This window comes from Clostridiales bacterium (assembly GCA_015243575.1).
GTDB lineage: Bacteria > Bacillota > Clostridia > Peptostreptococcales > Anaerovoracaceae > Anoxybacterium > Anoxybacterium hadale.
Window position 1 is genome coordinate 2,469,913 of record CP042469.1, and the last position, 23,407, is coordinate 2,493,319.

The window sequence follows — 23,407 nt, forward strand, 5'->3', positions numbered from 1 at the left end:
CATAGGAAAGGAATGCGATAACTTTGATTTATGAAAAATATCGGGATGTGTATTCATTAACCCAGGGAGGACTCACCGATGTTCCCGGTATTCTGGTTGGCCATGCAGAAGATAAAAGCGGACGTACAGGATGTACGGTAATCCTTTGTCCCAGCGGAGCATTTCCCGGTGTCGATGTCAGCGGTCCCGGGACGCAATCGTGACCCAGGTCGGCACCGCTGGAGCGTTGGTGCTGGAGCAATCAATCATAAGGGGCGCCCTGGAAGCGCAGAAAAACAGATGCTAGCCGCCTTGCGCCCGTTCCTCAATCCATATAAAGTTCTAGATCCGCATAATAATGCAGTCAGCAAATAATGCGCCAGCCCATCCTTGCCTCATCTGCTAAACTTACTTATAAAATCCACGCAATAAAGTTCCAGCTGTTTTAACCCCTCCGGCTCAATGGGAAAATGACCGGCCCCGTATAACAGTTTTAGTTCTTTTTTGCAGCGCAGCTCGTTAAAAAACAATTGACTCAGTGAGAGATCTGTCCAGTTGTCCCTCTGCGGATGTACAAGCAGTACGGGACACTTGTCAAATTTGCAGGGCTCTATTTTTATCAGAGGGTTAAGCATGGAGTATAAAAATTCGATCGATACGTTTGCCCCTGAGGATCTTTTATCCGCCATGAGCAATTCGGCAAGCTCCTGATTGTTCACAATTGCACGCATGTTGCAAACTGCTTTCATCGGCAGTTTCATGGCGCCAAGCGGTCTGTGCAATAATTTGAGAAATGGCTTCCCTGCAATTGCAGCAAGCGGATTGCTGGCAGTTTTTTTCGTGACAGTAGAATTGCGTTGATCCAATAGACAGGTCGCCATTACCCCATTGATGGAGTCCATTTCACAGGCGACTTGATAAGCAAGCATCCCACCGGCACTTAACCCGAAGAGAAAGAGCGGAACATCAGCCCTTTGAAACTGCTTGGCAATTTCTACTCCGTAATCTACCCAATGATGATAAGAAATTGTACCCGTATAATCCGTATATCCATAAAGCGGAAGATCCGGACATATAATCTCGTACCCCTGCCGGTTCAGAGGAACTGCGATAAGGACAGCAGTCTGCCATTGCCTCCAACACCATGAAAGAGAATAATTGTCGCTTTTGGAGCCTCCGACGGATAATGATCAATATGGATTCTGGCATTTCCTGCCTGGATAAATACTTCATCCGGCAGGTTTTCTGAAAAAAGGCGATTTTCATAAGGTAAAAATACCTGAACCTTGCGCCACGTCTTTTCGTTTGAATACATCCGTTCCCCCCCACTGGCTCTCTTAAATCCGCGCCAAACCGGCTCTTCTTACGAATCAATACAGTTATTATTATACTGTCGGGTCCACTGCTGTGCAATGTGTTTTGGAGGGCAGTGACGAACCCGTATGGTATCAGTGACAATAAAACATCTTCAATTTAGAGAATAAGACAAGAAAGGAAAAACAATGGATATTTTTAATAATGAAACAAGCGGTGCAGCCAAATGCGCGATTATTCTGATTATGGAGAATGTGCAAAATAATGCTGATCGCGATACGCTCAAGGTTGTCCGTGACGAACTTGAAGTTACAATAAAAGCAAAGTATGCCCAGACATCCCGCAACGATCTGAAAGCACAGAGGCCAATGGATGCCTATATCGCATACTACAAAAATTTGGGTACACCTATCATGTGCTGTCACAGCTCGAATCCGTCATAAAGGGCAAACCCATTCCAACCGGGCTTCCGGCAGTGGAAGCAATGTTTATGGCTGAGTTAAAAACATGCTCCTGACAGCAGGCCATGATCTGGATCAGATTCAGTCGCCGATCAGCCTGCGCATCTCAACTGGCAAAGAGGGCTATACTACGATGAGTGAAATCTGTAGTAACCATACCGGAAGATTGCATGATCGCAGATCAGAAGAGCATTCTTTCAAGTATTCTTCGGGGCCCGGACTTGAGAACTGCCATTACCAAGCATACCACTCGCGTAATTTATATGGTATATGCGCCGCCGGGTGTGGAGGAACAATTGGTATATAACCATTTAGGCGACATTGAAGCTTATGTTCACATGACCTCGCAAGAATCAGTGACGCGGTTAATCGGAGTATATTAATCGGTTATTAATCGGCTCCTTTCTTTGGCGGATGCACTGTGATAAAATTGATTGATGATAATAAATTGAGGTAAACGCTATGAAAAATTATACTGGAGAGGAATTATCCGAGGCCCTTCGCGCTATTAACTCGATCATTCATAAGTGTGAAAAGGCGCAGGAGAAATTCCCCGAGGGCAAACCGCAGCACACCCTGCTGCGCAACCGATTGAAAGCAATGTATCTATCGAAAGAACTGATTACAGAGGAACTGTCTAAAATAGGCCCCTCTGCAGTACCACAGACTTCGGCACAGCAGACTAGAGCACACGCTGCAGCAGCACAGACTTCAGCTAAGCAGACTAGAGCACCCCAGACTTCAGCTGAGGATAACTGCAGCTCAGCGTTGCTGCTATCGAACTTAGATCAGTTGCAAACCACAGATTTGGGCATGGAACGAATCCGAAAAAACCTGAATCTGGACACGGATGATGTAGTTCTCTGGTGCCGCGAAAAAATTAAAGCACCAAATGCCATTGTTACCCGAAAGGGCAAGAACTGGTATATTGCTGCAGATGGCTGTGAAATAACAGTAAATGCGCGCAGCTTCACCATTATTACCGCTCACAAGCGCACCATTTAAAGTAGCTTTCACAGACATCCTTGTTTACTGTTACGAAAGTGCTAATTCCGCCTGCCACATGGCATTGTATTTTCCATTTAGGGCGAGTAGTTCCTCATGTGTCCCGAATTCGGCAATTCTGCCTCTTTCGACGACAAGAATCCGATGGGCACCGCGCACCACAGAAAGTGTGTGTGCAATCATAATCACGGTTTTCTTTCTGGCAGCGGCACGCGCGGCCTGCTTGACCGCCAACTCATTTTCGATATCCAGGCTTGCGGTTGCCTCATCGAGAAGAAGAATCGGGCTGTTTTTCAAAATCGCTCTTGCAATGGATAAACGCTGACGCTCTCCGCCGGACAGGAAATTCCCATTTTCACCAATCCTTGTGTCATATCCTTGGGGCAGCTTCAGAATAAAGCTTTCACAATTTGCCTCCCGGCAGGCGCCCTCCACTTCAGCGTCCGTAGCAGACATCCTAGCATATCGGATATTATTACGCACCGTATCGTCAAAAAGAAAAATGTCCTGATCCACCATGGAGACCAGACCCAGCACCTGTGCCGCCGGTACGCCCTTTACAGACTGTCCTCAATGGAAATGCTGCCGCTTTGGGGTTCGTAATATTTAGCGATCAAATTCAGAATGGTGGATTTTCCGCAGCCCGAATCCCCGACTACCGCTGTAAGTTTTCCATCCTTCGCTGTAAAACTGACTCCTTGCAACACCGGTTCGCCGGGATGATAGGAGAAAGAAACATCCTCCATGACAACGTCAAACGCAACGGGTAAAAACCGGTATTACCGCCGGTCTCCTCCTGCTCCTTCATCATACCTGTAATTTGCTTTTGAGATCATCATATTTTTATAACTGGTCAAGTCAATGAAAATCGTTCCGCACAGCTTGGAATAGAATAAGGGAAGCATGCACAGAAGCAGATAGGAGACAGTTTCCAGTGCCCTCGGCCCATGGTATGGAAGCAGTCCACATGGTCAGCGGAAGGGTCATCCAAGTAAAATGGAATAGACAAACCCGATGGGAATCACCTTTGCTTCATAATAGAAGCAGATGTCGCTGAATGCCTTCATTGCCGCGACAGTGGTCTTGTTGCGAGCACCGCCCACCCCATAGGCACGCAGAGTCTGAATTCCAGAGACATACTCAACGATACTGCTGACCGCTTCTGCACTGATGGCATTCTTCTGGTTTCCGTATTTGTTTACTGCGCGAAAGGAAAGCCAAAGCGCCGGGATCAGAAGCAACCCTCCAAGCAGGATTCCCCGGCCGGAAGCCAGATGCTTCCTACAAATACTACCAGCATCGTGCACAGGGAGATGTTCTTCGCCAGATCCCCAGCCTTATGGGTCAGAATTTTCTCATAGCTGTTTACATTGGCTGTCAGCGTATTGATATAGGTTCCACCTGCCCTGTGAAAACCGGGATAAAGGAATCCGCCGGCTTGTCGCCAAGAAACAGACGAATCTGCCTGCTGACTTCTGCGCCACCAATTTGTGACCGCACATAGCCGGTGCTGTAAATAACAAGCCGCATCACAAAAATTGCCGCCAGGCTTCCGGCAAGAACATAAATCCTGCCCATGTCAAGCATTCCACTCCACAGTGCCTGCATCACTGCGTAAAGCAGCATGAAATTGCTGCCGGACAAAATGCCTTCCATAACGTTCAGCATCAGTCCGATACGGAAATTCTTATTCTTTCTCATGGGGTTTGCCTCAGTTTGAGGAAATCGCATCTTCCTCATGGGGTTTTCCTCAGTTTCCATAAACGGTGCCTTTCCATTAGGATTTACTTCAGTTTGCATGATCTGTGCCCCCTTCCTGACGATACTCGATCCTCCGTGCCGCTTCATAATCGTCCCATGCTTTTTTGTAATAGGTGCTGGCTGCCAGCATTTCCTCATGGGTTCCAGAGCAGGAAATCGTCCTATTTTCAACCACCGCAACCTGATCGCACATCCCCACAGCACTCAGCCGGTGCGCAATGATAATCACTGTTTTTCCATGGCATAAATTTGCAATGGCCCGATCGATTTCCACCTGATTTTCAGGATCAGCAGCCGACGTAGCCTCATCCAAAATCAGGATGGGCGCATTTTTCAGGATGGCTCTTGCAATGGCGATCCGCTGCTTTTCACCACCTGAAAAACGGGAACCAAAGCTGCCGACCTTTGTGTCGTACCCTTCAGGCAGAGACAGAATGAAATCATCAATCTGTGCCGCCCTCGCCGCAGCCCGCACCTGCTCCAGCGTCGCCTCGGTGCCCATGCGGATGTTTTCAAGCACGCTCTCCCGTGTAAGGAATGCTTTCTGAAAGACAATGGAAATATTTTCGAGAAGTGCTTCGTATTGTATTTCCCGAACATTTTTCCCGCCGATCAGGACTTCGCCCTCCTGTACATCATAAAAGCGGGAAATCAGTTCAATAATGGTACTTTTCCCGGCGCCGGAGCTGCCTACAAGTGCCAGCTTCTTCCCCTGCGGAAGCTTCAGATTACAGTCGTGCAGCACATCCGTCCCACAGTCCCGAGCTGGGCCGTCCGCCCTTCCGCCAAAGCCGGCATCCATCCTGTAGGAAAGGATACGTTTCTCAGTTCGATCTCACAGCTTTGCGGAAAGCGCTGCCGCCCTCAAAAGCAGGTATGCTAAGAGTTCTTTTGCCTTGCGAAGTCCGTTTAACACCTCTGCAAAACCGCTGCCCAATTCCTGCAAAGGACGCAACTCCGTCAGATATAAGGAACCGACAAACGCAAACAATAAGAAGACGCTGGCAGCAAAGAACCCTAAAAAGAACATGCCGCCGACAGGTACCATGAGCGACATACCGCATTCCACAACGATGACGAAAGCCCATATAAAGGCCCCATTTTACAGGACATTTCATTCCAGACGTCATTTTCCTCCTGTATGGCCTCTGAGAATTTCTGAAATGACCGGCTGCCCATGTTGTAAGCCTTGATGAGCTTCATGCCGCCAATGTATTCAATCATTACTGAATTGAGACTTGTAATGGCATGGCTGGCTCGCCCATTAGAGTGCCCGCCCACGGAACATCATCCCCATAACCACCATCGCAAGGAAGAGCGGAATCAGGAAATCAGCGCAAGGGTACATTGACTGTGAGCAGATAAATAAAAATCGCAGCGCGGGCCTACCAGATAATACACTAGCTCCGGCAGATTGTGCGCCAGAAATAGCTCCAGTTTTCGATATCCTCATTCATGACAGTCTTAATATCTCCGGTGCGCGTTCGCGCACCCAGCGGAACACGTGCCATATGCTGAGTAATCATGCACCGCACCCGAAACAGCGCACCGTAAGCACCTTTGTGGGAAAGGACTCCCGCAAATCAAACAGCGCAAATCGTCCGGCAACAGCTGCAGAGGCCATCAGAGCACACTGCGCGATCATCTGCCGTGTGCCGATACCTGTCAGCACCGCATCCATGAGGCGATACAGCGCAAAGTATGGAATCGCCGTGCAAAGCCCGCTGATCAACGCAACCAATACGGACAGGTACAGATAATATTTATCCCGCCCAGCCCATTGAAGCAGCAGAGCAAGAGTTTTTCCTCTTTGTGTTCCATCAAAATACCTCCATTCACAGATCCGCTCCGAACAGCGTTCGGAGCTTTTCCTGATTTTCCCGGTTTACCAGCAAGTCATCGGACATTTCACCTTCGTCAAGATGTAACAGGCGGGAGCATACACTGCATACAAATTCATAGTCGTGGGTAACGACGAAAATCACCTGCCCATCTTGGACAGCCGTTTCAATAGCATCCCCACCTGCGTCATACTATCATAATCCAGACCGCTGGTGGGTTCGTCAAACTCTCCAACATCTTTCTTGCACATCATACTCACCGCTGCTGCCAGGCTGCGCTGCCCTCCGGACAGTGTGCCTGGATGCTGTTGTTTCAATAGACTGAGTCCCAACAGTTCCAGCGTAGACTCCGCCAGTACTAAATCCGGATTCTTTATCCCCAGCATACATTCCTGCTCCACACTCTCGGCGAATGGAAGTTCACGTCCTGCATTACGAGGTAAGCGCGCTTGCTCCGCGCTTTATGGCTCTGGGGAACGCCCTCCCAGAGAAATTTACCGTCGCAGTTCCGGTGCAGCCCACAAGCTGCGAGAAAGGTCGTTTTCCTGCGCCATTATGCCCCACCACACAATGATTTCTCCTGCTGATGCGGTCAGAGACAGGTTCTCTAAAACCTTCCGATTTTGTAGCTTACGGATACGTTTTTCAGTTCCAAAATCGGGGTGGGCTTTCGTGGCCGAGATTCTCCGGGCAAACGGACCTCCTCCATGCTGACAGCGCGAAGCCCCATATTCTGCCGCATCCGTGCAGGAAGCCGACGCAGCTCTTCTGGTGTGTAAACCCCTGCGATTTCTCCCTGTTCCATATATACGATGCGGTCGGCAAGCTCCAACAGATAATACAGCCGGTGCTCCGCGATCAGGATGGTCTTTCCCTGTTGCTTCACCAGCAAAAGGTGCTGCCTCATCGTCTGGATAGACGACATGTCCAGATTGGAAGACGGCTCATCCAGCAAGAGAATCTCCGGATGCATGGCATAGACGGAAGCAAATGCAATTTTCTGCTTTTCACCCCCTGATAGTTCAAAGATATTTCGTCCAAGCAGCGGCGCAAGTCCCAGCTCCTGTGCTGTACAGTCTACCCGACTGCGCAGCTCCTCCGGAGGAAGTGCCGCGTTTTCAGGCCAAAAGCAATCTCGCTGTCGGTATCCACATTGAAAAACTGCGTACGCGGGTTCTGGAACACGGAGCCGATTTTTTCTGCAGTTCGATACAGGGGCGTTCTGGCAACCTCCATCCCGTTCACCATCACGCTACCAGTAAGCTCTCCGATAAAAAAGTGTGGTATCAGGCCGTTCACCAGCCGGGTAACCGTGGTTTTCCCGCAGCCGCTGCGTCCGCAGAGAAGAATACACTCGCCGCTCCTGACAGAAAGGCTGAAATTCTTCAGTCCGCCGTCACCTTGACCGGAATATGAAAAAGTTACATTTTTAAGTTCAATCATTGTACCCTCCTTTGACCCTCTCCTTACCAAAACCGACCTGCAGCCAACCACCCGGAAAAGCAAATTGCCGCGAAAAGATCAGAAAACCCAAACTGAAGTCGGGTCAGGCAGGTGCGGGTATGGGATTTTCGATTCCCGCGTCACTGCTGCTATTGAAAGCTCGTCGGCGGTTTTGGATGCTGACATCATCAGCGGCACATAAACACACTCCAGGGTCATGGCGGGATGGATAATCAGACCCACCAGTGTCGGGGAAACATCCCGCAGCCGCATGGCATCCTTTATAAAGCGCCAATCCTCTCTGACGACGGGAAGGTAGCGCAGCATAACAGCCAGCGGAATCACCAGTTTTTTAGGTACGTGTATGCGGTTCATCGCAGCCATAAATTCTGTTACCTTTGTTGTGTATATAATGATTCCAGCCATCATTCCACAGGGGTATACCTTATGTACGAGTCCTAGAAAAGCAATCAGGGTCGTCCGAAGATTACCATCCGCAGTATTCAGCATCAGTACCGTTAACCCATAGAATATACCGTAAACGGCGGCGGTGATAACGCTGCAGCGTATCCGCCCCAGACAGATACCAACAACGGCAATCAGCATGACAAGGCACAGTTCGTATGATAGCGACGGCGCCATGGCGGCGGATAAAATTACGACTACCAGTAGAAACAGCTTTGTTCTGGGGTCAAGGGCAATGGAATGATATTGTTTGTTCATGCTGTGAGGCCCGCTTTTTCAAATTGCTTTTTTAGAAGCTTTGCACCGATCCATCCGCTGGCGGCTGCCACAATTGTACCAATCAGAATGACGGCCAGCATCCAGGGCGGTGCGGCGGCATTCATGGTATCGAGATAATCCTGCTCGGTTCCGTTCTTCAGCATAGTACTGCTCCATCCTGCCGGATCAAGGAAAAAAACGATGTAGGTCCCTGTAGCACCAAGGCAAAGCAGCACGTAGGAAAGGATATTCATTTTTTTGCTCTTATAATCTTTTATTCCGGCAGTCAGATCCGCTATGAATCCCATTACCATATATCCAAGATCCATGGCCCAGTGCATGCCGGTGGCAAAGAAGATCAGCCCTACGATAATGCCGAGAATCGTGATTGTCCAGCGCTTCGGTACTTTTGCAACCAGAAGCAGGAATATGGGACCGCAAAGCAGTGCGGAACCAAGCGGCATATAGAAGGTGAGTACCGGATTGGGTGCAAATGGAATCCCTCCAATGAGTGTAAAAATAAAAAACAGCGCCGTAAAAATTCCTATGGTTACAAGATCTTTTACCGTGAGCCCCTTTATTTCGGAATATATTTCGTTGGTCATATGGTGTTTCCTCCTTGTTTTTGACGATCCCCTGTCATAATCCGATTGCCCATCAAGACTAATTGCTCATCATATTGACAGAAAGGAAAGGTCTCAGTATAATTCAGTTAGTTGCTTCTAACAACGTAGTTCAGTATACCTGTTTTAGAAGATTAGCGTCAACGGTATGGAATACGGTTTGTCTTTATCGTATAAACTTCCGTCCGATCGTGACAAGGAGGTGATTTTCAATTGAATGATATTATTGACGATATCTACATGCCATTGTTAGTGGAGCATGGTTTTACCGCCGAACCGGATAATGATCGATTTGGCGCCATGGGCCTATGCTGGAGATTGTCAGAGGAAATAGGCCAGGGATATTACTGGACCTATGGACAAAAAAATCTATTTGATATTAAAGTTCATGACTTTTATTTTCATGAGGATTCGTTTTTGGAGTTTAATCTTCCTGAATGCCTTAGCATTACACAATATGAGTCAATCTCCGGGAGGAACTGACCCTTACCGCAGGCTGACAGCAGGATGCATAAAACGATCATTGGAGGATATCAGCCTTATAAGATTCTGGTACACAAGAAAATTCCGGTCCGCGCATCGGCATTGAAATTATGCCGGCCTATTATGAGGATCATCTGAAGAAACAATATCCGGGGGAATATACAAATCCCTACGATGCATTCCGCTTTGTGGATCAAACCACAGAGTTTCCTGAAATGGTCAAACTCTTGTCCCAGGTAAAAAACTATTGCGGCGAAGGATTCTCGGCGAAACTGTTTTATGAAGCGAAGGTGGCCGAAGCTGTTGCTCTGGTTTTTGAGCAGCAAAAAAAGAGTCGGACAAAATCCGCCTCTAAACTTTCATCACAAGACTTACAACAGTTGAAAACGGTCACAGCCTACATCAATGATCATTTCGCGTTTGATCTTCCCTTACAGCTCCTTTCGAAGATTGCTTGTATGGGAACGACGAAATTAAAGTCCAGTTTTAAGCTTTATCACAATTGCACCATTACGGAATACATTCAGCAGCGGCGTATGAGCCAGGCAGAACATCTTCTTTCCTCCACCGGCCTGACAATCGGGCAGGTGGCACAGACGGTGGGTTATTCCAATGCCGGCCGTTTTGCCGAACTTTTCCGTCTAAGCACCGGTTTGCTGCCCGGAGAGTACAGAAAAATATCTTTTGACTGATCTTGTAAGTATTTTTGCCTTGACCATCATATCTTTATGATATATTATTAAGATATATTATTCACAAAAAGGATGTACACGCATGAAAGAAAATACAGGCAAATCAAAATATGTCATACTGGGAATGCTGGCGCGGATGCCGCTTACCGGCTACACGATTAAAAAATGGATTGAGAACGAATATAGCCATTTCTGGCAGGAGAGTTACGGTCAGATATACCCTTCTCTTAAAAAACTGGTCGCCGAAGGGCTTGCCGTCAGTTCCGACAATACGGAAACCGGAAACCGTCGCGGACAGATCTTATACAGCATAACTGACGCAGGGAGGAAAGAACTTTCGGATTGGCTTCGCGAGGAGCCTGAGATTGAAAAACTCCGATATGAAATCCTTCTAAAGGTTTCCTTCGGCGGTAATACTGAGCCGGAAGTACTGCTCGGACATCTAGATGATTTCATCAAAAGAAACGAAAAGCTGGTCAAGGATATGAACGGTTACATGGAGCATTTTGATGCACTTAAAGTCCAGGGCACGGACTGCACTTACAGCCAGCTAACCGCACTCTGCGGCGTTTATATCTATTCTGCAATGAGAGATTGGGCTGTTTTGGCCAAGGAAATAATTTCAGAGAAAGAAGTTGTCAGAAACAGTGAGTAATCAATCAGCTTTAGAATATGTCAGAAACAGTGAGTGATAGAAAAAAAAATGAATCATGAAGGAGAATTATAATGAGTACTTTGGTTGTATATTTTTCATTTGACGGCAACACAAAATTTATTGCTGAAATCATTGCCAAAACAATGAACGCGGATATTATCGAATTAAAAACCAGCAAGCAATACCCCACAGAAGGATTTTCCAAGTATTTCTGGGGAGGAAAGAGCGTTATTTTCGGTGATAAGCCGAAGCTCATCAACGACCATATTGATTTAAACCCGTATGAGACCATTTTAATCGGAACGCCGGTCTGGGCAGGATCATATACCCCGCCGATAAAGAGTTTTATTCATCAATACGAGCTTCAGGGCAAACGGATCGCTTTGTTTGCGAGCCACGCAGGAGGCGGTGCCGAAAAGTGCTTTGCCAAACTGAAGGTCACTTCCTGAAATAAGTTCCTTGGCGAAATCGCCTTTGTGAACCCCAGGAAGAATCTTGAGGATTGTTCAAAGAAGCGGTCAGTTGGGCGTCGGATATTGGAAGGCTTTATACTTAGAACATGCAATGCTGCATATGGTCGAAGCGTAAGCCGTATCACATGGAGGCTCAGTTGATATTCGACTGTGAAAGCATTGAATTTTTATGGAATAATCTTTGCGAAGACAAGCCGTGGTAGCTTTCCCTCAGTACATGTCTTCTGAAGGTGCCGAGCGCGGCATAAGCCAAACAAGCCCGAGGCTAATGAAGGAAGATCTGAGATCTTTCTAAATACCCACTACAGCCATCCCAGCAGTACGTTCTCCTCTCGCCTCTATATCCCTGCCGCTGAACTTTTGCAGAGTCAGTTCAGAAACAATATTCCCGTCCTTCATAAACAAAACTCTGCCCGCTCTGGCCGCAACTTTTGCATCGTGGGTCACAAGCAATATGGCAGTACCTTCTTTGTTGATGTCCACCAGCAGTCCCATGATTTCCTCCGCCGATTTTGAGTTGAGCGCACCGGTTGGCTCGTCGGCAAAGAGAATCTCCGGTGCATTCATGAGGGCACGGCAGATACTGGCCCGCTGGAGCTGGCCGCCCGAAACCTCTGTGATATCCCTATTTTCCAGCTCTTCAATCCCCGTTCTCTTCATCAAGGCTTTCGCCTTTTGCGATTTCTCAGTATCCCTCTTGCCCTCGTTTGCGGCGGGAAGGATGATATTATCCAATAGATTCAGGTTTCTCAGCATGGTGGGCTGTTGAAATACAAAGCCCATTTTTGTCCTGCGAATATCCGCCAGTGCGTTTTCACTGAGCGCAGATAGTTCAGTACTGCCAAATTTCACCGACCCGCTTGTAAGCTCGTCCATGCCGCTGAGGGCGAACAGTGTAGATTTTCCCGATCCGGACTGCCCCATTACGGCAACAAACTCGCCTTTCCTATTTCCACATTGACTCCGTTCAGTACCTTGATCTTTTCATCACCCCTGCCAAAGATTTTCACCATATCTTTTCCGGTAATGATATGATTCATCATGGCAGGCTCTTTCCCTCTCATCATGTGATTTATCATTCCAGGCTCTTTCCCTCTCATCATGTGATTTATCATGCTAAACCTCCTTAATATGTTCGGATATTTTTAATGTCTGGATGCCGGAAATGCCCAAAATGGTGGCGGTGGCGACGCAGCCTCCAATGAGCAGAGGTGAAACAAGATAGACAAACCATGGGTTTAACACAAAATCAAAGGTTGCTGCACCAAAGGAAGAAACGATTGCGATACCCACAAGCTCTCCCAGTGTGTTCGCCAAACGTGCCGAAGATTACACCCAGTGCCAGCACGGTGATGGAGCGCGTAAATACTGCCTGCGGATATCCGCACAGGTGAATCCCATTGATTTTAGTATGGCGATGGGATATCGATCTTTTATCACCAGCATTTTTATAAACAACAGCGTAACCAGCAGTGTAAGCAAAGCGGTTGCCCAAATGGCAACTATGGAAGCCATTTTGATGGCGTCCGCATAGAACCGAGCATCTGCCCAATGCTTTCGTCGATACCGGTAACCTTGGCGAAGGAAACTGTTCCCTGTACTGTGATATTGCTGCCTCTACGCCCTGTCGGTCACGAAATGTGGCTGCAATTCCAACACTCAAAACATCTCCATTTTTACGTCAAAGTGGCTTGTGCCGTTCGGCCGCCGCTGGTGACATCAGAGTAAATCCACAGACTGTGAGGTGCTTTTCCGCGCCGTCAACGAATAAAATGATTTCATCTCCAACAGTTTTTCGAGGTCTTTTGCATTGATAATAGAGAGCAAGTTCTGATGCTGATTGCGGAGCACGGCCATTGGAGTAGGTAATCGGAAAAGCAGAGTAGTCACCAAATGTCACCCGGCTTCTCTATTGTCCCATCATCCACTTTCCGGTCCAGCATCCTACTGGTAAACAAAGCGTACTTTTCAACATTCTGATCCGCAGCCAGCACATCAGCAACTTGACCTTTCCTGCAGCATCCTCCACCTGTGTCCGCATCACCCCAATATTAACGTCGCAAATTCCCATGCCCATGTAGGTGATGAAGCTTTTCGAAGAAATGGTTCTGCTGATATTTTGAGGCACAATCATAAGGAATGATGAAATGACCAGTACCGTCAGCATAGTGACATACAGTTCTTTCCGAGAACATCCTTGATTCAAGAAAGATGTTCCGGGAAAAAGCCTGTTATTACTGAGTCGGAAGGTTCTCGCCGATTTGGATTTTTCCGCGGAGCACCGAATCGCAGTGCCTGCACGGCGGATATTTTACGGGCGCCGCGGCACTCCGCTCACATAAAGCAGAACGCTTCCGCAGATTACCGTCGCCCCCAATAATCCGCAGAGCAATCCGGGCAATGAGCTTCCGCTTTCGCCCATGTACAGTCGAAGATTTTGCATGAATAGCGTTTGAAGCGGCAGGGAGGCCACAAAACCCAACATGCAAGCTGTCCCCGCAATAACGCCGTACTTGGCAAGGTAGATCTTTTTTATTTGCGATACCCGCATCCCAATAGCCTTCAGTACACCGATTTCTTTATAATCCTCTTCAATCTTAGCGAGCAGCGTAAATCGGATACACAAAAATGCCACGATGATGACAAGGATTCCAATCAATACCAGCACGGCAATCATGATGCCGTCGGTAATGCCGTTGATCATTTTCACTTGATTGTAAGTGATGGCGGGCGGACCGTTTGCAGGAAGTCCTGCGCCTTGGTAAGCCGCTTCGAAAGCTGGTAAGGAAGCATCCTTAGACAACCGAAACTCAATGAGATTTTCTAGCTGTCCGAATTCACGGACCCTTTCAAAATCCGCTTGGCTCACAAGGAACCGCTTGGAGCTTACAAGCGCCGCGTTCATAATCGAATCACGTAAAAACCCTGCAACGGTAAATGAAATGCCGTGAATGATCACCTTATCTCCAATTGCTATATTTCCTTCCTTCATATAGTAGATCGGGACATATATTTCGCCGTCTACGGGACGGATGACTTCACTGTTCAAGTTTAGCAGGTAATCGAATTTCTCGCCCTGCACAGAAAGTCCATTATCCTGTATGCTTCCGGCAAGGGAATCGTCTCCGATGATAATGTCCGCTCCCTCGATGTTGAGGAACGGAAGTACCTGATACTCCTCTACGCTGTTATTCGCATCGGCAAAATTTCGAATCTGTTCCAGATCTACATCGCCTGTGTGCATCTGCATGAAATGAAGGGACTTTGCCGAAATCAGCATATGATCGATGGCACCAAACAGATTTATGGTAAGCGAAGCGGCCAAAGAGGTCAACATGGCAGAAATGAGTATAAATGCCATAATCGTCCCGGTGATCAATTTACTTTTTCGTATATCGTTCTTGATCATTTTTTGATACTGAATCACAGTCTTCAACCTCCATCTTATTGAATGCTGAAAGTTTCGGAAAATGCAGGACAAACGCCTTTGTATAGGGTGAGGCTGCCTCCGATACAAAAACCTCGCCGAAATGCTGCTCCATCACCTTTTTTACAATGGCAAGACCAAGGCCTGTTCCACTGCTGGCACTTCTTGAATCACTGCCGGTGACAAAAGGCTCAAACAGGCTTCCGGCGATGGCCTCCGGGATCGGCGCTCCGTTATCGGCAATTTGTATCTCAATATGACTAGGTTCATCCGTCAGTTTCACGGACAAAGACTGCCCGCCGGGTTATGGCGGATTGCATTTGTCAGCAGATTCCCAATAGCACGGCTTATTTCCAATGAATCCACCATCCAAAATACGGGTTCATCCGGCAACCGTAGCTTCAAACGCATCTGCCTGCTTTCAATTTCGCCAAACAACGCGGCGCAAGATACGCGGATCAGCTCTGCAAGGTCAGCCTCCGCAAAATTCATCTTGTATTGCGTACCCATCTTGGAATAGGAAAGCGCTGGTCAATCAATTGGTTTACCTGCGTGGATTTCGCTTTTATCGCCAGATGGTATTCTCTCTGTTTGTCCGGTTCCTCCACCATGCCCCTGGCCAGAGCCCCGGCATATCCGTAAATCGTTGTCATGGGAGTTTTAAGGTCGTGGGCAATGTGTGAGAAAAGCTGCATCCTTTCATATTCCATTGTCATTCGCTTTTCTTCGGAGTCTTTCAGCCTTTGAACCATATAATTGAAGGCGTCACGCATTTCACCAAATTCAGTCTCTGTTTCAAAATCAAGCTTAGTGTCCAAATGGCCCGCCGTAACCGCCTTGAAGCCTTCTTGCATGTACTGTACAGGTTTCATTATTTTCCTGCTGACCCTGCGCCCAAAGGACAATCCCGGTCAAATAGACTGTCGCCGTGATAAGATTCCAGAAAACCGAAACTATGATTTGCAGTTTTGGGTCTCCTCTGCCAGCGGAGAAGACGCTAGTTCCGAGAAGTTCATCCGTTATCGAATGTAATCATACTGAACAAAAGCTCCAAAATCAGAAGCGTCAGTGCAATTCCGATGGTATATCCTATAAAACTGAGCATGATGACTCTTTTGAAGCTGTGCTTTTTCTTCATGTACGTACCTCCAGACGATACCCTAACCCCGAACGGTTCCGATGGATACTCCGCCGCCTGAGGGAAGTTTGCTGCGCAGCTTGCTGATGGCTACCATCACCGTATTGTCGTCCACGATGGCAGTCTCCTGCCAAGCAGCTTCATAAATCTGCTGTTTGGTGTATACACGCCGGGACTTTTCATTAATAGCTTCATCATGTTATATTCCGTGGCGGTGAGTGGAATGATTCCGCGCCAAAGCTTAGTGTGCAAGCGCAAACATCCATACGCAATTCGCCTGCCTTCAGTAGCGCGCTTCGGAATTCTCCTTATATCCGTCATATCGGCGCAATTGGGCTTTGATCCGGCAGTGACCTCCAATGGATCAAACGGCTTTGTCACATAATCGTCCGCACCCAGATCAAGTCCCAATATTTTCTCATGGTTCTCCGTCTTGGCGCTCACGATAATAATGGGGAGATCGCTGTGTTCTCTCAAACCTTTGATCAGCTGATAACCGTCAAGCTCCGGCATCATAATGTCTATGACAGCCAGGTCAATCCGTGCAAATGCCGCCTGTCTCAGCGCGTCTGCTCCATTTTCAGCTTGTATCACCGAATAGCCGTCCTTTTCTATATATAGCCGCAGAAGCTCGCGAATTTCCTTCTCATCATCTACAATCAGAATCGTTTTATTCATGGTCTCCTCCATTCCACCGTCAATCGGTGGCACAAATTCGGTATGAAGAATGAGAATCGCTCTTCTCCCTCGTCATACCTTCAAGCCGTATGTTCATTATCGTTGCCTTGTCTTTCAGTTTACCATGTTTTATCTTAACATTACCTTAAATTCTATTACTGTTTGTCAGTCATTCCTGCGACTTTACTCTCTCTTACGGCTAGCGATAAGCGCTGTTGGTTTTGGAAAAGCAGGTTGACGGGTTCCCTCGCGCAGTCATCCTCTGCAGCTTAAGCTACAAATAAAAAAATGAGGTGTAAAACCTCATTTTTCATAAGCATGGGTAAAAGGGAATTCAATCATGGCTCTCCTTTACTTCAAAAGATTCCTGCTGTAAAGTCTCTAAGGCCATATCGCTATCTCTTCTTCCTCTCCTTTTTGACTGGCTGATATTCTCTGGTCGTCTCTTCTCCCCTGAGGATTCGAAGAGCCCCCAATGCCAGAGCTTCCATTTCGTCTTCACCTGGTATGATTTCGATCGGCGCAATGAAATTTACCCGTTCTGCAATCATATTGGTGAGCATCTTGGAATACGCCAGCCCTCCCGTAAGGATAATCAAATCGATGTCGCCTCTCAAGACAGGAGCCATTTCTCCAATCCCCTTAGCAATTTGATATGCCATGGCTTCATATACCAGCTTTGCCTGATCATTGCCTTCCACGATCATTCTTTCGATTTCTCTGCAGTCGGAGGTCCCGAAATGCGCCTTTAAGCCTCCTTGACCTCGAACCTTCCTGGCCATTTCCTTTTTATTGTATTTTCCGGAAAAACACATCTCGATGACATAGAAAAGTGGAACGCTTCCCGAACGTTCCGGAGCAAAAGGGCCTGCATCATCTCCAATCGCATCAATGATTTTACCATTTTCATGAATACCGATGGAGATTCCTCCCCCCAGATGGGCCACAATCAAACGCAGATCTTCGTATTTCCTTCCGTGCTTTGCCGCCGCCTTACGTGCCGTGGCTTTCATATTCAGGACGTGGCACATGCTGCGCCTACGCACATCTGGCATCCCCGTTATTGCAGCGAGATCTGGAAAATCATCCGCCGTAACCGCGTCATAAATATAGGCATTGATTCCAAGAGGCATTGCGATTTCCGAAGCCAGCAGTGCTCCCAAATTGGAAGCGTGTGGGGAAGCCTCCTCATTATAAATCGCATCAATCATGGTTTCCGTTACAAGATACCCTCCTCCTAGCATATTGGGAAGAAGGCCTCCCCTGCCCGCCACCGCTGATAATTCCGAGAGCTCCACCTTATGTTCTGATAAAATAGAATAGACTGCCCTCGTTCGAAAACCCATCTGATCCAGAATTTCATCAAAGCGGTTCAGCTCTTCAGCAGGATGCTCGATGCACTCGGAAAAAATTCTCTTTTCATTTTCATACAGGGCTACCTTTGTTGACGTAGAACCCGGATTGATCGCAAGAACTTTATAATTCATTCCGTTACTCCCTTCCTGTTACAAATAGCAAATCGGTGCTTATAAGCGAGCCTCCCCCTCTTTCCTGGACAATTCTGAAAATCCATGGCATCCTATCATTACTCAATGGGAGCTAAGCTGGCCTGAAAATGACGTAGAACCGGCGGCTCCCAGGTAATCTTGTAGCCATGGCGGATGCTTTCACGACGTTTCCAGACCTCATGAATGGCTTCAATAACCATATCGTAGTGACTTTGGGTATAGACACGGCGCGGTATTGCAAGCCGTGTAAACTCGTTGATCGACTTGAGTTGCTTTCCAGTATCGGGATCATTGCCAATCATGTACGAACCGATATCACAGGAACGCAGGCCGCATTCCTTGTAGAGCTCCACTGCCAGCACCTGTCCGGGGAATTCATCGTATGGCAGCTGAGGATAGAATTTTGCAGCATCAAGGAAAATTCCATGGCCGCCTGCCGGACTTTGATAAGGAATTTCCAGTTCATCTAGCCGATCACCAAAATACTCCATTGTACCAAGACGGTAGCGCGCCCAGTTTTCATCAAGACCCTCATACAGACCGACCGCAAGGCATTCAAGATCGCGACCGTTGAGACCACCATAGGAATAAAAGCCCTCATAGCTGATACAGTTTGCTTTGAGATTCAAGATGTAAGGTACATTCTCATCCTTGACGCCGATTAGCCCACCCATATTGACAATGGTATCTTTCTTTGCGGACATTGTAAAAGTATCTGCCAAATCGAAGAAGGCTTGGATAATCTCTTTAATCGACATATCTTTACATTCCGGCTCGCGCATTTTAACGAACATCGCATTTTCTGCATAACGTGCCGCATCAATATTGAGATGAATCTGATATTTTCGACAAATCGACGCAACCTGGCGCATATTCTCCAAGGAAACCGGCTGACCCCGGCAGAATTGTTGGTAATCGTCATAACAACCATGCCGATATTTTCAGGGCCCTTTTCCTGATCATCTCCTCCATCTTCGCTGCATCCATGTTTCCCTTAAACGGAGCACGCAGCTGACTATCCGCACCTCGGGATTGCAGCACTCTAGGCGCGGGCTCCAGCCAACTCAACATGTGCACGTGTCGTATCGAAAAATAGATTTGCGATCGCATATTTCCCTACCCAGGAAACAAGGAAACAGGACCTTTTCCGCAGCTCGCCCTTGATGGACAGGCTGAATGTAGCCATATCCAAAGACATCCTTTGCAGCTTCGATCAACTTATAATAGCTTTTCCCACCTGCATAAGCCTCATCACCGAGCATGAGCGCTGCCCACTGTGCGTCGCTCATAGCGTTGGTACCGGAATCAGTCAGGTATCGTATACGTCCTCGCCGCGCAGGCGAAAAGGTTGTACTCTGCCGCTCTGATGTACTGCTCACGCTGCTCGCGAGTCGTCATTTTGATCGGTTCCACCATCTTGATACGATAAGGTTCTGGAATAAAATGTGCCATAATACTACCTCCATTTTTTTAGTTATATAGAGCCCCGGTCCCCGACAGTAAGGCAGGTAGCGGACAGCACTGGAACACATTTGGTTTTTTCTGAAAAGTTCTGGTGCCCTGAAACTCCAAATGTTGTCAACTTCTAGGGTTGCAGAGTACCAGGATCGCTCCCAGGCAAATAGAAAGCATCGCCGCCATAAGCACGCGATATTCGTGAGGCAACAGGAAGGTTACGGTATGTGCCGGAATCCAGAAGGCTGGAATCGTCCTGCAGACTACAAAGGTGACGAATCCTTTTAAATCGGCGGCGTCCAGCACCTCACTCAAGGTTATCTTCCTCATCTTTAGCATTCTGCCCTGGCCCAAATCAATCCATGTATCGGTAATGCGATGGAATAACATAAACGAAGGTCCAAAGACAGATTCATAATTGTGCTGATAAAAAGGCTGTCACAAGAATTGGAAAGAGTCCCTCCCTTTGACAAAAGGAAGGTATCCTCTCATGCAGCTTCGAACCCCTGCGTCAAACAAGGTGAACATTAGAGTTACCATCATTCCGATGATGCCCCAGACGATAATGCGCCACAAGACCCCAATCGGCTTCTTCCAGTAACCCACCACGATTCGGATTGCCAGCTCACCCATGCTGGCCAGAACAGCAAACTTAAAAAGCCCATCAGGTAGGGGATGTTTGCATATTGGTGCCTCCATGATTATTAATACATGCCTAGAATCAATCAGGGCTGCCCTAACTGCTTTTGCGCGGATGCCGCTGATAATACCAGTGAAAGGTATTTCTCCTCTGCCGTAGCTCCTCTTGATACCAATACAATCGGAGCGCCGGCGCCGGTGATCATACCAGCCATCTTCGCGCCAGCAGTGAACTGGAAGGCTTTCGCCAGCAGGTTACCGCTGGTCATATTGGGCATGAGCAGGATATCTACATCTCCCGTAACTGGGCTGGAATACCCTTGATTCCGGCTTCGGCACTCATGGCCAGATCATAGGAGATAGGGCCTTCCACGATGCACCGGGAAGTTTCCCGGTTCATCGCCGCAGCAGATCTCCGTCGATGGATTCCTGCATTTTCGGGTTTACCTGCTCTGCCGCCGCCAAAACGGCAACTTTAGGGTTTTCATAGCCTAAGCCAATAAGAACCTTTACCGCGTTCATCAGGATCTGCGCCTTTTCGCCTGTGTTGGGATACGGCAGCATCCCGCCATCGGTCAATACCAGAAGCTTATGGTAACTTGGCACTTCAAAAATCCCGAAGTGGGACATCACGCCCCCCCTCTGCAGACCTCGTTCCTTGTTTACCACTTCTCTGAGGAGGTCCGCCGTCTGAAGCTTTCCTTTCATGAGAAAATCCGCTTCTCCTTCACGCACCATCGAACTGCCCTGCGGTCCGCCATATCATCGTCGCTGATATCAAGAATCTCTGCTTCAGGAAAGAAAACCCTTCTTTTTCATAATACTTTCTATTTTGGTTTGGTCCCCAATTAAAATCGGTACCGCAATCCCATTTTCATAGGCCCTGTGAATTCCTCCAGGGTATGCTCATCATGGGCTGCTGCAACAACCACTTTTTTCTTTTGAGGATTTTTCTGTACAAATTGAATCAGCTCTTCAAAATTTTTCATCATTCACTCCGCAAGTAAGTATTTCAATTTTCTTACACTCGGTGTACTGTTGCGTTGAAGTTTAGCAAGCAGTAAACCTAATAGTCGGTGTATCAGAGCACTAGTTTGTTACGGTGCTCTTTTTTCTGTAAAAAACGATATAAGCAAAGATCAGGACAATTGCTGCTGCAACGATCATTGCCGTAACAGAATGGAATTTATCCCAATACCCTTTAAAGAAGATGACCAGAACGATCAGGGGCAGGGCATAGGATACATATGCTCTGACTGCAGCAGGGAACCTTCGACCTTCCTGCATTGGCCTCATTGTAAAAGCCTTGCCAGCCCCAGCCGTACCGATAGGTACAGAACATCAGGTAAACCAGAGAGCCTAATGGCAGGATGTTGTTGGATACAATAAAATCTTCCAGATCCATGACAACTGTGCCTTCACCTAGAGGCGCAAATCCGCTCCACAGGTTGAATCCTAAAATACAGGGCATCGATAAAATAATAACTGCTACGATATTGATCATAACCGCTTTTTTTCTTTCCCAGCCCCATAAATCGATGGCAAAGGAAATAATATTCTCAAATACGGCAATGATGGTTGTCAAAGCAGCAAAGGACAGGAACACGAAGAAGAGTGCGCCCCAGATGACTCCTCCTGTCATATGATTGAAAATATTCGGCAGTGTGATGAAAACTAGGCCAGGGCCCGCACCGGGTTCTACGCCGAATGCAAAACACGCCGGGATGATAATGCCGGCCATCAGAGCAACCAGTGTATCCAGCGCTGTAATGCTGACGGCCTCTCTGCAAGGGAACGGGATTTATCCAGATAGCTCCCGAATATGGCCATAGATCCCATTCCGAGGGACAAAGTAAAAAACCTGACCCATTGCCGCAAATACGACATTACCAATTCCTGTTCCACCAGCCTTCCAAAATCAGGCTTCAGGTAAAAGCTCAGTCCGGTTCCTGCGCCTTCCAGTGTAACGGAACGGACAGCCAGCACGGCCATCAGAAGGATTAGGCATATCATCATAACCTTTGTTACCTTTTCTACTCCGTTCCTTAAGCCCATTGCACAGATTCCGAAGGAAATTAAAATTGCGAGGATCGTCCAAATCGTAAGGGTTGCCGGGGAATTGAGCATTTCACCAAAACTACCGGCGACCTGATCCGGAGCCAGTCCTGAAAAATCGCCTCTTATTGATTTAAAGCAATAATAAAGCATCCAGCCTCCGACCATGGTGTAGAACATCATCAACATATAATTGCCCGCCATTGCGATGTAGCCGAACAAATGCCATTTGGTTCCTTCCGGCTCCAGCACCCTAAAGGAAGAGGCGGCGCTTTTCTGGCTTCCCCGACCTACTGAAAATTCCATGATCATAATCGGCAGACCCAGTATTACAAGAAATAATAAATAGATAAGAATGAATGCCGCTCCACCGTAAAGGCCAGTAATGTATGGAAATCTCCACACATTTCCCAGGCCGACGGCACAGCCGGCGGAGACCAGGATGAACCCCAGCCTTGAAGCAAATTGTTCTCTTTCTTATAGTGTTCCCTCCTAAATTTGATATCCCTCTTTAAATGCATTCCAGTTAATTTCTTCGAAGCCCCTTTTTACATTTTTTCTGATCAATGCTTCCCAGTCGATCTCATCCAGGCGCATCGCCTTTACCAGCGCTCCCAGCAATACAACGTTCATCGTCTTAGAATTCCCCAGATCTCGTGCTATATCGCCCGCTTTGATTACTACGGTGTCGGCTGCTTCCTGTAATATCTCCAAGACGCCCTGTGGATATTGTTCCGCTCCGATCTGTATCGGTATCGTAGGCATCTCGAAATCATTGACCACGATCTCACCTCCCTGCTTTAAATATTCGATCCATCTTAAAGCCTCCATTTTTTCAAAGGCCACGATCACGTCGGCTTCACCCTTTCCCATGATTGGGGAATATACCTTATCTCCAAATCGTATCTGTGTGCTGACGTTGCCCCCTCTGCGACATGCCGTGGATCTCCGACATTTTACATCATAGCCCGCTTTTAACAAGCCTTCCGTTAATATCTTACTGGCAAGTATGGTTCCCTGCCCGCCGACTCCGACCAACAGAATATTTTTATGC

The 23,407-nt window shown here is 47.6% G+C and carries 11 protein-coding genes and 13 pseudogenes; 6 read left to right on the forward strand and 18 right to left on the reverse strand.

The genetic code is table 11. The features are described from left to right. Positions 1-23 precede the first annotated feature (23 nt). Positions 24-200, forward strand: a pseudogene (locus FRZ06_10845) (peptidase S58 family protein). Positions 201-374: 174 nt separating this feature from the next. Here FRZ06_10845 and FRZ06_10850 read toward each other — a convergent pair. Then, positions 375-1,294 (reverse strand): annotated as a pseudogene (locus tag FRZ06_10850) (alpha/beta hydrolase). A 187-nt stretch (positions 1,295-1,481) separates the two neighbouring features. On the opposite strand from FRZ06_10850, the pseudogene FRZ06_10855 reads away from it, so the two are divergent. Both FRZ06_10855 and FRZ06_10860 read left to right on the forward strand, forming a co-directional pair. After that, positions 1,482-2,137 (forward strand): annotated as a pseudogene (locus FRZ06_10855) (hypothetical protein). A 79-nt stretch (positions 2,138-2,216) separates the two neighbouring features. Further along, the gene (locus FRZ06_10860; GenBank protein ID QOX63809.1) at positions 2,217-2,759 is read left to right on the forward strand and encodes a DUF3781 domain-containing protein; all 543 of its coding nucleotides are present in this window, start codon (positions 2,217-2,219) and stop codon (positions 2,757-2,759) included. A gap of 30 nt (positions 2,760-2,789) precedes the next feature. Here FRZ06_10860 and FRZ06_10865 read toward each other — a convergent pair. The 5 genes and pseudogenes from FRZ06_10865 to FRZ06_10885 form a co-directional block, all read right to left on the reverse strand. Further along, positions 2,790-4,385, reverse strand: a pseudogene (locus FRZ06_10865) (ABC transporter ATP-binding protein). Positions 4,386-4,548: 163 nt separating this feature from the next. Continuing rightward, positions 4,549-6,363: pseudogene (locus FRZ06_10870) on the reverse strand (ABC transporter ATP-binding protein). Then, positions 6,356-7,804, reverse strand: a pseudogene (locus FRZ06_10875) (ABC transporter ATP-binding protein). The pseudogenes FRZ06_10870 and FRZ06_10875 overlap by 8 nt, the downstream one beginning before the upstream one ends. 23 nt (positions 7,805-7,827) lie before the next feature. Next, a pseudogene (locus tag FRZ06_10880) lies at positions 7,828-8,527 on the reverse strand (energy-coupling factor transporter transmembrane protein EcfT). Next, entirely contained in the window at positions 8,524-9,132 is a 609-nt protein-coding gene (locus FRZ06_10885; protein ID QOX63810.1) for an MptD family putative ECF transporter S component, read from the reverse strand. Before FRZ06_10885 ends, FRZ06_10880 begins: the two are co-directional and overlap by 4 nt. A 231-nt stretch (positions 9,133-9,363) precedes the next feature. Between FRZ06_10885 and FRZ06_10890 the strand changes: the two are divergent. The 3 genes and pseudogenes from FRZ06_10890 to FRZ06_10900 all read left to right on the forward strand — a co-directional run bounded on the left by FRZ06_10890 (position 9,364) and on the right by FRZ06_10900 (position 11,429). Continuing rightward, positions 9,364-10,325: pseudogene (locus FRZ06_10890) on the forward strand (helix-turn-helix transcriptional regulator). 82 nt (positions 10,326-10,407) lie between these two features. Further along, positions 10,408-10,980 carry a PadR family transcriptional regulator gene (locus tag FRZ06_10895; protein ID QOX63811.1) on the forward strand — a complete coding sequence of 191 codons (573 nt, stop codon included), beginning with the start codon at positions 10,408-10,410 and terminating at the stop codon, positions 10,978-10,980. A 71-nt stretch (positions 10,981-11,051) separates the two neighbouring features. Then, the gene (locus FRZ06_10900; GenBank protein ID QOX63812.1) at positions 11,052-11,429 is read left to right on the forward strand and encodes a flavodoxin; all 378 of its coding nucleotides are present in this window, start codon (positions 11,052-11,054) and stop codon (positions 11,427-11,429) included. Between the two features lie 315 nt (positions 11,430-11,744). Here FRZ06_10900 and FRZ06_10905 read toward each other — a convergent pair. The 12 genes and pseudogenes from FRZ06_10905 to FRZ06_10960 all read right to left on the reverse strand — a co-directional run bounded on the left by FRZ06_10905 (position 11,745) and on the right by FRZ06_10960 (position 23,397). Next, a pseudogene (locus FRZ06_10905) lies at positions 11,745-12,493 on the reverse strand (ABC transporter ATP-binding protein). 76 nt (positions 12,494-12,569) lie between these two features. Continuing rightward, a pseudogene (locus tag FRZ06_10910) lies at positions 12,570-14,862 on the reverse strand (ABC transporter permease). Further along, entirely contained in the window at positions 14,834-15,169 is a 336-nt protein-coding gene (locus tag FRZ06_10915; GenBank protein QOX63813.1) for an ATP-binding protein, read from the reverse strand. The pseudogene FRZ06_10910 and the gene FRZ06_10915 overlap by 29 nt, the downstream one beginning before the upstream one ends. Positions 15,170-15,368: 199 nt before the next feature. Next, positions 15,369-15,752 carry a HAMP domain-containing protein gene (locus FRZ06_10920; protein QOX63814.1) on the reverse strand — a complete coding sequence of 128 codons (384 nt, stop codon included), beginning with the start codon at positions 15,750-15,752 and terminating at the stop codon, positions 15,369-15,371. A 288-nt stretch (positions 15,753-16,040) separates the two neighbouring features. Beyond that, entirely contained in the window at positions 16,041-16,205 is a 165-nt protein-coding gene (locus tag FRZ06_10925) for a winged helix-turn-helix transcriptional regulator (protein QOX63815.1), read from the reverse strand. After that, positions 16,115-16,708 (reverse strand): response regulator transcription factor, encoded by a 594-nt coding sequence (locus tag FRZ06_10930; GenBank protein ID QOX63816.1) that lies wholly within the window; start codon positions 16,706-16,708, stop codon positions 16,115-16,117. Before FRZ06_10930 ends, FRZ06_10925 begins: the two co-directional genes overlap by 91 nt. A gap of 383 nt (positions 16,709-17,091) precedes the next feature. Continuing rightward, positions 17,092-18,183: a butyrate kinase gene (gene buk / locus FRZ06_10935; GenBank protein QOX63817.1), complete on the reverse strand. Its 1,092-nt coding sequence runs from the start codon at positions 18,181-18,183 to the stop codon at positions 17,092-17,094. Between the two features lie 98 nt (positions 18,184-18,281). Continuing rightward, positions 18,282-19,656 (reverse strand): annotated as a pseudogene (locus tag FRZ06_10940) (tryptophanase). A 126-nt stretch (positions 19,657-19,782) separates the two neighbouring features. Further along, complete coding sequence (locus FRZ06_10945) at positions 19,783-19,989, reverse strand: Mpv17/PMP22 family protein (GenBank protein QOX63818.1); 207 nt, start codon at positions 19,987-19,989, stop codon at positions 19,783-19,785. A gap of 395 nt (positions 19,990-20,384) precedes the next feature. Beyond that, positions 20,385-21,290 (reverse strand): annotated as a pseudogene (locus FRZ06_10950) (phosphate butyryltransferase). Between the two features lie 97 nt (positions 21,291-21,387). Further along, positions 21,388-22,806, reverse strand: a pseudogene (locus FRZ06_10955) (sodium-dependent transporter). A gap of 39 nt (positions 22,807-22,845) precedes the next feature. After that, on the reverse strand, positions 22,846-23,397 hold the full coding sequence (locus FRZ06_10960; GenBank protein QOX63819.1) for an indolepyruvate oxidoreductase subunit beta: 552 nt from the start codon (positions 23,395-23,397) through the stop codon (positions 22,846-22,848). Between the last annotated feature and the right edge of the window lie 10 nt (positions 23,398-23,407).